Here is an 8,210-nt window from a genome sequence, read left to right on the forward strand (position 1 = left end):
CTGCTCTGCCGTCCAGAACAATCAATGTCGATTGTCTTTGGTACGGCAGAATCTGCATTAACTGGAATAGCTGTCAAGCAGTAGGTTGTAGTTTTATACGGCTTATGCCATTTGGTTGTAAACTTGCTGCTTTTTAATCTCTGAAATTATCTACAGGCAAAGCTTTCAAAATCCAAAACCGAATGACCTCAATCATTCTTGTTTTAAATGGTTTTAGTTGGGGCTATCCTAAGATGCAACTCTTAAATCCTCCTCTACGTCAACTACCAGCCGATTCAACCGATCAATTACTGGATACCTTTCAAAACATTGCGAACAACGTTCAAATTGAGTCTGAATTTTGTATTAGTCATCCAGATTATAAACCCTTGGAATTTTCGCGTCAGGTAGTAGAACGCTTTAAGCAAATGCCTTTAGATATTCAGGATAAGTATCTGAGTCTGCAATTGCGGAGTTTCCTCTACGGCATCTATTACAACGGCTCCTTGCGAGCTGTTCTTGCATCAGGTGATAATTTGGTTGACTTAGCAGTTTATCAAAATCTGGAGAACAACACCTACCTGGGAGTAAACCTGGAATTCTACAAACGCTTGCACGACAGTAATTGTGGTGAAGGCTACTTTGACTCAGGCTGGTTTGTACTGAGGCAAGAATGTGATGGTAGTCTAGCCGTGAAAAAGGGGAGTTTAATCCTGCATATTGAGCGCACAAGCCATCTCCAACCCACTCAAGCTACTGCTACTGTCGGTGAATCAGTTGCCATCCGAATGCCCCGTAACCTAGTTCAAAACGGATTCTATGTGGCGGTTGGTAATGCGGGTTCGGAAAATAGCAGCAATTTAAACGTTCGTAAAGTGCGAATCTACTTTAATTTGAGTCCTGAAGGTGCGATCGCTATTATGAGTGCTATCACACGGCAATTGAACAAAGTAGGAATTCCCTTCACTTTTAAGGCTCTATACAACCCATCTAGCTATGGACGCTACGATTCGGCGGTTCTTTATTTTGAGCGCAGCAACTATGAAGTAGTCCGGCAAGTTGTTGAAAAGGTTTACGCAGAAAACTACTCGCATTTCTACCAGGAAGTTCCCTTGTTCACCAAGTTCCTGGCACCAGGACTTGCTTTAGCAGAAGAACCCGATTGCAAATTTGCCGCTAAAGAAAGCTTTGGGATGAATCGCTGCCAAATTGTCGCCAATGGTTTGCTAGACGCTTGGCAAAAAGGGGAGGATTCCCCAGAAAGTCGAATGGAATCTATCTTGCAACAGTTTTCTCAACAAGGAATTGACTATAGCAAGCCTTACCTCAATGCCAACTCACAAGACACCTATACTGGGTTAGATCTGCGAAAACCTCAGCGCTGTATTTTATAGAAGATAGAGGAGATAAGGAAAATTTCTTGATTTTAAGGAAGTTAGCCACTACTAGTGCTGAGATGTTCTTGTGACTTGAAAAAAGTACAGGATGAGCGTTTCGTGGATTTGGTTAACTTCAAAACCTTAAGTTGCCTCTTAACTCCCCGATCTTTTCTAGTAAAGAAATTCTGAAAAAGGCAAACTAAAAACGGCTTTGCTAAGCCTAATGCGTCAAACTGGATAAGTTTATTTTGGGAAAGGACGAAAGTAGACTTTCAAGATAGGTCTATTCACCAAATCACAGTACACACTCAGATGTAAGCAATTGGAGTTGCGCCATGCATACTCAACGAATGGGGTTCTTATACAAGCTCTACTGTATAGGTTGGAGAAATGGCTCCCTTAAGTGCCTTCCTCCCCTACAACACGGGTTACTCAGTATCTTTCTTTACTATCGGAGAGGCTATAGCGAAGGGTCTAAGTGGAGGCAGCAGCATCGCTTGGAAAGCATCGAGATAACGCCACTAGGTGAACGCGATTTTTGAAGATATGAAGTTAGTTAGAAAGAGGAAGTGTCAAAAATGTTTGGTAATGTTGGTCCGGTAGGAGCTAAAAATCTTTCCCTTGACTTGGAGGACCTCGTTCAGAAATACCCGGTAAAAATTAAGGGTTTGATTCATGTTGGCGCTCATTATGGACAAGAATATGAAATTTACCAAAAATTAGGCATAGATAACCTAATTTTCTTTGAGCCGCTCAGACAGAACTTTGAAATTCTTAAAACTCATGTGGGCGAGAAAGCAAAACTGTTTCAACTCGCCTTGGGCAATGAAAACAAGAAAGTTAAAATGTATGTTGAAAGTGCCAATAATGGCATGTCATCCTCCATCTTAAAACCCCAGAGACATTTAGAACAATATCCTCAGATTGTTTTTGACCAAGAAGAAATCGTTGAGATGGTCAAACTTGACGATTTTTTGTTTGAAAAAGAGAACTATAATTTCCTCACTATAGACGTTCAAGGCTATGAACTAGAAGTTTTGAAAGGCAGTCGCCAAACCCTCACAAACATATCTGGGATTCTCACGGAGGTAAATCGAGACGAACTCTATTCTAATTGTGTTCGAGTTGAACACTTAGACAGTTTCTTGAAGAATTTTAATTTTTACCGAGTTGAAACTAATTGGGAAGGAGGAACTTGGGGAGATGCTTTTTATCTCAAACAATAGAAGACATTGCATCTAGTCAGGATCGGAATATAAAGCTGGCTTCTGAATTCAATTGGGTTTTATATAGAGGTAATAAGTGTTAGATTTTGAAAGAAATCAAGTATTAGGACTCATTAAATCTGGAATAGTTTGAACTAGGAGAATTAAATAATGCAAGACATCATCCAACTTCAACGTGCCACCATAGCTGAACACATCCAAGCAGAAAACATTAAGGATTGGTTCGCCGTTTACGATACCTTCATCCAGAAAGAGGAGGCTTACTACGATGTCGCGCCGTTTGCCACACGATTTCAGGGTTTCTCTGGTGTCAAAAACTTTTACCAAGTATTTACGGCGGCTGTGCCAGATTTCCAGGTACTAGTGACGGGGGAATATGACACACTAGGATGCTCGATCCGAGAAGTGACGATTACAGGAACACACCAGGGCGAATATTGTGGCGTTCCCGCTAGAGGAAACTCGGTGTGCGTGGAACTGGCAGCCTTTTATTTTTTTTGCACGGGTGAGAACGTGGATAAATTGGTCGCCGAACGCATCTATTTCGACAACGAAATACTGCTGCGCCAGATGCGCGGCGAAGCCGATGTGCGAACGGGAATTGGGTTAGCCAAGTTACCGCAAGCTGCACTTCAGCCGATCGCTTACATCTGAATAAGACGTTTTTCAGAAGAGAACTGTTATGGAGAGAATGGTCATCTGAGTCACATTACCCAGATTCGAGAACATTTGGAAAGTTTCTCTGAACAATTGCTGAACTTAGAGTCCTCAGAAATTTCAGGAGATTGGATTGGCAAGCAACGCGCCATGACTTCTGGGCTCAGCATTTCACCCGAAGCAGAGATTCAACTCTCTTTTGACAACATCAAAGATCATCACCAGATCATTGCTTTTCCCAGCAACATGATTGCCATGTTTGCTAACAATGTTGATATGGATCAACCGATTCAGCTTGCAGTAGGTCAACGAACAGCAGACCATCAATTGCAGTATCTTGCTGCTCACTATGCGGCTGATGGGGCGTTCTCACGATTAGTTTCTGCAACGTTGACGAGTAGTAGTCAACCGGGCTTGGATGTCTTTACTTAGGAAAAACTTTACAACATCAAGATGAAAACACACAAGGAATGAAAGCTATGAAATCTACCGCTGCGATCGCTATTACCACGACCTTAGCCATTTCTGCTTTTTCTTTTTTATCCACGTTCGGTCTTGGGCAGACCGCCTTTGCCGCACCCTGTGCAAGGTTCTACAAAGAAAGAGATAATCATGGCGCGTCGTTTTCAGTATGCAACACTAACAGTAACACTGTTCCTCGTAGCTTTAACGACAAAATTTCCTCAATCAACATTCCCAGAGGGAGAAAATGTATCCTGTACACCGATGCTAAATTCAAAGGACGATCAATAGAATTCAAAGGAACAACTGGTCTTGCAAATCTCCAACCAGAGTTCGATAACCAAGTGTCAAGCATTCAGTGTACAACCGAATAAAGACCTAGGTGAAATAAATAAGAGTAGTGTTCTAGGATATGCCATTGAACGGTCGCATCTTTACAACACGAAATTAGCTCTGAGCAATCGCTCTACAGCACGATCTCATGATTAATCAGAGTAGTCTCATGACACAACCTCTTTGGTTCTTCGGCACCTGCTTTAGTATCATTACCGATCACACAACGACCGCTCTGTGCCGAGATTGGCGACGAAATTCTGGCTCCACCCGGAGTTTTACCTGATGCATAAGACTCTGTTAACTGATTCGGAGTGGCGTTCCGGTCGAACTCGATGCCGAAGATATAGCTGTGCTGTAGCATAGCCTAAATCAGAATTCAGTGTATTGATTTAACTATCAACGAAAGTCTTAGTCAAGTTCGACTATTCGTTGAAGCGAAACCCAAGACGTTCTTCAGAGGTTGGACTGAGATTAAATTTCTAAGCTGAAGGCAGTTCACCATTGATTCGCCCGTCAGGTTAAATAATTGGCTCCAAATCTAATTCTGCTCAATTTACAGCAGGTGAATGGCGATCTCATTTCATGTCAGAAGCGATCGCTACCCAACATCGCAATTGTTGTCATTAACGAGGAATTGATCATGGTATCCCAAACCAGAATGGACATTAGTGAGCAATTCAAACAACTTTTTGATGGTCAAATGCCACAAGAACAGCAAGGGAGTGATCCGGCTCAGCGTCGTCGCCTTGCTGCTCTCAAAACCCGTGGAGAAGCTGCCTTAATCGCGTTTCAGCGACCTCTTCCTGAACAACAGAATAATGGCGAAGAAATGGATTATCTGGGCGCGGATGGACAGCCCAACTTCATCGCCAACTTTACCAAAGGATTGCCGCGCAAGCATTATCGCGATCCAGATCCGAAGAAAAATTTGGGAGAAGTAGACCCGGTGAATTGAATAAACTCGCTGGCAATATTGCGATCGCTCGAAATGGTGCGGGTGTTCACTGGCGCTCTGACTACACAGAATCGCTTTTGCTGGGTGAGGCGATCGCGATTGATTTACTCCAGGAACAAAGCCTTACCTATAACGAAGATCTCAACGGCAAGGCATCTTTCACGCTGACGAAGTTCGATAACACAAAAGTCAAGATTACAGATGGCAAAGCGATCGCTATTTCGTAGTCAGTAATTCTCTGTAAGCTGCGATCGTGCCTCCCACAAGAAGCGCGATCGCACCCAAACCAAGGAGTTCATTATGAGCATTGAAGCTAACTCAACACAAACAAGACTGACTCCCGCACAAGAGGCTTTACAAGCGCTCTGGGAAGAACATATGGCAAGCGAGTTTGTCCAGCATGATGCTGATGCCGCCATTGCCACAATGGTTCCCGACGCCTACGTCAACGATATTCCGGTAATGACTGGAGGCGTGGGATTAGAAGAGGTGCGCGAGTTTTATGCCAAGCATTTCATTCCAAAGACGCCGCCCGATACAGAAATCATCCCTGTCTCCCGCACGATCGACACCGAACAGCTAGTGGATGAATTTGTGTTTAAGTTCACGCACACGGTTTGGATGGACTGGATGTTACCGGGTGTAGCACCAACGGGTAAACAGGTTGAAGTTCCATTCGTTGCGATTATTCGATTCCGTGACGGAAAGGTGGCACACGAACACATTTATTGGGATCAAGCGTCTGTGCTGGTGCAACTGGGGCTGATTGATGCGGCGACTTTACCCGTTGTAGGTGCTGCCAGTGCCCAGAAGCTGCTCAATCCCAATTTGCCCTCTAATGCATTGATTCGTCGTGCCCATTAGCGCAATTTCCCCACCATCACTGTGACTGAGCAGTAAAACTAGCGCAATGAACAAATCAGTACGCTCTCTCCAGAATTTTTCAACGATAAGAGGAGAAAACAATGAACATTGAGCAGATAGACTTGCGACAAATTGCGATCAAGCCAATGACGAAAGTCAACAAGCACGAAGGCTACTTTTCAGATCCATACCCGATTCACTTCGCACCCAAGCTTCAGGATTCTGTGCCTCTGACATTTTCGGGGACAACTCAGAGCCTACTGAGCTGTTCAGGGGCGCTCCGCCCAGAGTGTTTTCAGAAGACGGAGATCGAGGTCAACTATGACGCTCTAAAGCAGCAAGCGCATGAGGCAAATACGAAAATCGCATCCATTGCGGCTATCCACCCGTATCAGAACCGACACGGCGAATGGGACATGGTTCTGGCGGTGAAAGTGGAGTCTCAAGCGGCAAATACGGACGCCAACGCCAAGCGAGATCATGCTTGGACTGTGATTGCACATGCGACGCCGATCAATCCCTCGCAGCCTGTCCCGACTGCCTGGAAAGCGGACAAGCTGCTAGTCGGATCATTCGCGACCAATCAAGATGCCAACTACAACGGTAAGTATTTCGAGGATGATGGCAAACTGTATCTGATCTATAGCAAACGGCTTTCTGCGCCAAAGGAGCCAGCCCGTGACGGCATCGTCGCTCAGTTGATGCAATCCCCTACCGAACTCGCGAACGAACGGCCTGTCACCCTACTGAGACCTAACGAAGGCAACGATTCGCTAAATTCGGAGCTGTACTTTGAGAATGGAGCCGACTTCAAGCTGGTGGAGACTGGCAATATTACCAAGATCAATGGTAAGTACGCGATGGCGTACTCAGTCGGTGCCTATAACAAAACAAACTACAAGCTAGGAATTGCCTGGTCTGATACATTTCTGCCTCGATCTGGCTCTTATCGGAAAATCCTCGCACCCGATCCTGATGGCGTCTGGGGCAACACGAAACCTGAAGTCAAATACCTGCTCCAGTCGCAAAAACCGAATTGGCCAAATTATGTTGCTGGAAAAGTGATCGCGCCTGGAGTTCCTTCCATTGTTGAAGACAAAAATGATATGCCGCATAACAAGGGCAAACAGAGCAACTGGCACCTTTACTTTGCGGGATATGCGCCTGACGATCACCCTCGCAAAGACAATGGAAATTTTGAAGGGAATCACAGACGCCCCTATTACACGGCGATTAAGGTAGCCGTACCAGACAATATCACGGTTGATGCAGCATCAGATTCCGAATTGGCTAAGTGGGTCACCCTTGTTACTGACTAGAGATGCCTACATTCTAATTCCAGTTGGTACACCCCATGTCGTTGCCATCATCGCCGATTGTCCTGCGCGTGGATTGATCGGTTACTGCGCCTAGTGCCTTTGCTCGGCTGATTGCAGCAGTGGGGACGCAGGAGAAGACGGAAACACCCGATATGGTGATGTTTGATCGCATTTCTGCCGAAATTGGCGACGAGATTTTGGGCTCGCCCGGAACCTTACCCTCTGCTGCCACAAAAACGAAGTAAATCTATTGCAGACAGTAAAGGAGATTTCAATGTCATGTCAGTATTTGTCTTGGTTCACGGTGCATGGCACGATGGCTCTGCCTGGAAAGCGGTCATCCAACATTTAGAAGCGAAAGGTCATCAGGCTTTTGCGCCCACAATTGCTAGACATGGGAAAGGTGTGAACAAAAACGTCAACCATGCTCAATGCACACAATCGATTGTTGATTACATCGTTGACAAAGACTTAACCGATATCATCCTATTAGGGCATAGTTTCGGTGGAACAATTATTCCGAAAGTTGCTGAAGCGATTAGCGATCGCATTCGACGGCTCATCTTCTTCGCTGCCCCTGTCCTCAATGATGGAGAGAGCGCCAGAGATACCTTCTCACCCGACACTCAAGCATTCCTCGAAAAGCTACAGAGAGAATCAAACGATAATACTCAGAACATCAAACCCGAAACTGCGAGTGACATGAACGCCTCGCGCACGATCGCAACGGATCAACTTGTCGATGAAATGGTCAGATAGTAATGCCTTATTTGTAAGCTGTGTGCAGTCTTGCATAGGAATGAGCCGTGGAATCAACGTTCTTACTTCACAAGCCCGTCAGCTACGGAAGCGTCTTGGCAAACAACGTCTTCTTGACGATACTTTTCCTCCACATCCTCGCGGGGGCGATCGCACCGATCGCGGCGATTGTTGCCATTACAGCGCGAGGGGGCAGCAAATCACACGTGCGCTTTGGACGCTGGTTCGCCTGGTCGATGCTCATCGTGGCGCTCACCGGTATTGTCCTCGACGT

The 8,210-nt window shown here is 45.4% G+C and carries 12 protein-coding genes; 10 read left to right on the top strand and 2 right to left on the bottom strand.

What is annotated here, in order from left to right:
* Nucleotides 1-233: 233 nt before the first annotated feature.
* From V6C93_RS02985 to V6C93_RS03025, 9 genes are all read left to right on the top strand, one after another.
* Entirely contained in the window at nucleotides 234-1,373 is a 1,140-nt protein-coding gene (locus V6C93_RS02985) for a T3SS effector HopA1 family protein (RefSeq protein ID WP_349262604.1), read from the top strand.
* 563 nt (nucleotides 1,374-1,936) lie between these two features.
* Nucleotides 1,937-2,584, top strand: coding sequence for an FkbM family methyltransferase (locus V6C93_RS02990; RefSeq protein ID WP_333475161.1), 648 nt, complete (start codon nucleotides 1,937-1,939; stop codon nucleotides 2,582-2,584).
* A 150-nt stretch (nucleotides 2,585-2,734) separates the two neighbouring features.
* Nucleotides 2,735-3,238: an ester cyclase gene (locus tag V6C93_RS02995; protein ID WP_333475162.1), complete on the top strand. Its 504-nt coding sequence runs from the start codon at nucleotides 2,735-2,737 to the stop codon at nucleotides 3,236-3,238.
* Between the two features lie 153 nt (nucleotides 3,239-3,391).
* Nucleotides 3,392-3,673, top strand: coding sequence for a hypothetical protein (locus V6C93_RS03000; protein WP_333475163.1), 282 nt, complete (start codon nucleotides 3,392-3,394; stop codon nucleotides 3,671-3,673).
* Between the two features lie 47 nt (nucleotides 3,674-3,720).
* On the top strand, nucleotides 3,721-4,077 hold the full coding sequence (locus V6C93_RS03005; RefSeq protein ID WP_333475164.1) for a hypothetical protein: 357 nt from the start codon (nucleotides 3,721-3,723) through the stop codon (nucleotides 4,075-4,077).
* Between the two features lie 488 nt (nucleotides 4,078-4,565).
* Nucleotides 4,566-4,994: a hypothetical protein gene (locus tag V6C93_RS03010; RefSeq protein WP_333475165.1), complete on the top strand. Its 429-nt coding sequence runs from the start codon at nucleotides 4,566-4,568 to the stop codon at nucleotides 4,992-4,994.
* Nucleotides 4,991-5,221, top strand: coding sequence for a hypothetical protein (locus V6C93_RS03015; RefSeq protein WP_333475166.1), 231 nt, complete (start codon nucleotides 4,991-4,993; stop codon nucleotides 5,219-5,221). Before V6C93_RS03010 ends, V6C93_RS03015 begins: the two co-directional genes overlap by 4 nt.
* A gap of 73 nt (nucleotides 5,222-5,294) precedes the next feature.
* A complete protein-coding gene (locus V6C93_RS03020; RefSeq protein ID WP_333475167.1) occupies nucleotides 5,295-5,858 on the top strand; it encodes an ester cyclase in 564 nt (187 codons plus the stop codon).
* A 101-nt stretch (nucleotides 5,859-5,959) separates the two neighbouring features.
* Complete coding sequence (locus tag V6C93_RS03025; RefSeq protein WP_333475168.1) at nucleotides 5,960-7,177, top strand: hypothetical protein; 1,218 nt, start codon at nucleotides 5,960-5,962, stop codon at nucleotides 7,175-7,177.
* Nucleotides 7,178-7,190: 13 nt separating this feature from the next.
* Here V6C93_RS03025 and V6C93_RS03030 read toward each other — a convergent pair whose 3' ends face one another.
* The gene (locus tag V6C93_RS03030) at nucleotides 7,191-7,349 is read right to left on the bottom strand and encodes a hypothetical protein (protein ID WP_333475169.1); all 159 of its coding nucleotides are present in this window, start codon (nucleotides 7,347-7,349) and stop codon (nucleotides 7,191-7,193) included.
* Between the two features lie 107 nt (nucleotides 7,350-7,456).
* On the opposite strand from V6C93_RS03030, the gene V6C93_RS03035 reads away from it, so the two are divergent.
* Nucleotides 7,457-7,936 (top strand): alpha/beta hydrolase, encoded by a 480-nt coding sequence (locus V6C93_RS03035; RefSeq protein WP_333475170.1) that lies wholly within the window; start codon nucleotides 7,457-7,459, stop codon nucleotides 7,934-7,936.
* Nucleotides 7,937-8,018: 82 nt separating this feature from the next.
* Here V6C93_RS03035 and V6C93_RS03040 read toward each other — a convergent pair.
* Nucleotides 8,019-8,210: hypothetical protein (locus V6C93_RS03040; protein WP_333475171.1), on the bottom strand; the 192-nt coding region annotated here is incomplete at its 5' end.

It is taken from the genome of Allocoleopsis sp., assembly GCF_036703385.1.
GTDB lineage: Bacteria > Cyanobacteriota > Cyanobacteriia > Cyanobacteriales > Coleofasciculaceae > Allocoleopsis.

Excerpts from the sequence above, each read along its gene's own strand:
- V6C93_RS03005 (WP_333475164.1), top strand. The coding sequence starts at position 3,721 with ATGAAATCTACCGCTGCGATCGCTATTACCACGACCTTAGCCATTTCT.
- V6C93_RS02995 (WP_333475162.1), top strand. The coding sequence starts at position 2,735 with ATGCAAGACATCATCCAACTTCAACGTGCCACCATAGCTGAACACATC.
- V6C93_RS03025 (WP_333475168.1), top strand. The coding sequence starts at position 5,960 with ATGAACATTGAGCAGATAGACTTGCGACAAATTGCGATCAAGCCAATG.
- V6C93_RS03000 (WP_333475163.1), top strand. The coding sequence starts at position 3,392 with ATGACTTCTGGGCTCAGCATTTCACCCGAAGCAGAGATTCAACTCTCT.
- V6C93_RS02990 (WP_333475161.1), top strand. The coding sequence starts at position 1,937 with ATGTTTGGTAATGTTGGTCCGGTAGGAGCTAAAAATCTTTCCCTTGAC.
- V6C93_RS03020 (WP_333475167.1), top strand. The coding sequence starts at position 5,295 with ATGAGCATTGAAGCTAACTCAACACAAACAAGACTGACTCCCGCACAA.
- V6C93_RS03030 (WP_333475169.1), bottom strand. The coding sequence starts at position 7,349 with ATGCGATCAAACATCACCATATCGGGTGTTTCCGTCTTCTCCTGCGTC.
- V6C93_RS02985 (WP_349262604.1), top strand. The coding sequence starts at position 234 with ATGCAACTCTTAAATCCTCCTCTACGTCAACTACCAGCCGATTCAACC.
- V6C93_RS03035 (WP_333475170.1), top strand. The coding sequence starts at position 7,457 with ATGTCAGTATTTGTCTTGGTTCACGGTGCATGGCACGATGGCTCTGCC.